Here is a 1,013-nt window from a genome sequence, read left to right on the forward strand (position 1 = left end):
GGCTGCGGAAGGCGCCGTAGCCGTCGAGGGTGCGCGTCGGCGGCAATGCGGGCCGCCGTGCGGAGGACGACGTCGCCGACGCAGCTTCGGGGGCGAGCGCGGCGGGACTGGAGCCTGCGAGGTCGACGATCCGCCGGAGCATGTCCACGAAGGCGCCCGAGAGCGGCAGGTTCGACCAGCGCGTGTCGGAAGTGACGTGGAAGAGAACGCTCAGGCCCTTGTCCTGACGCGCTCCCGTCACCAGCGGCGTGCCGTCGCCGAGCGTCGCCCACACGCGCCCCGGAAGCTCCGCGTCGGGTTCGGCCAACACCTGGCGGCTGACGGTCACGTCATTCGGCGCGACAAGCGGCGCGAAGGGGCCGTTCGGCGAAAAGCTCGCGAGCGGCTGCGGCGTCTCCCAGGCGAGCGCCCCGCCCAGCACCCGTCCTCCCTGCCGCAGGCGAACGGGAGAAAGTTCGTCGTCCGGCGCGCCCGCGAGACGCGGTCCGGCGAAGCGGATCAGCACCCCGCCATTGCGCAGCCAACCCGCAAGCGCTTCGTGGGCCTCCCGCGTCAGAGCGCCGACATCCGCGAGGATGATCACCGGGAGCTTCTCGGAGACGAACCTCTCGACCGCCTGGCTGGCGCCCTGGCCGCTTGCTTCACGCACGTCCGCGAACGGCTTGAGCGCGCGCGAGACATAGTAGGTCGGCGACAGCAGCGGCTGGGCCACGTCGGCGGTCGCTCCGGTGACGAGTCCCACAGCGCGCCGTTTAGACCGTTGATCGAGGAGCTGGACGGCCCCTGCGGACCGCGCGCCGACGATCTCCAGCCGCGCGACGTCGTTGCGGAGTTCTATGGGGAGGTCGAAGGTCGCGGTAGTTTCACGGGCGCCGATTGCGAATGCGCCCTCGGCCTCGGCGAGCGGCCGGCCGCGGAGGTCGGAGGCGCGGACGCGGAACGGCTCCGATCCGGCCGCCTCGGCCCGCAGGGCCTTCACGGTCAGCGCGGCCGGCGTGTTCTCGGCGGCCGTC

At 72.6% G+C, this 1,013-nt stretch carries 1 pseudogene; it reads right to left on the bottom strand.

Annotated features, from left to right (window positions below):
* A pseudogene (locus ACIKT0_RS18940) lies at nt 1–1,013 on the bottom strand (DUF4159 domain-containing protein); the annotation flags it as partial.

The organism is Hansschlegelia beijingensis (assembly GCF_045505405.1).
In the GTDB taxonomy this organism is placed as follows: Bacteria; Pseudomonadota; Alphaproteobacteria; order Rhizobiales; family Methylopilaceae; genus Methylopila; species Methylopila beijingensis_A.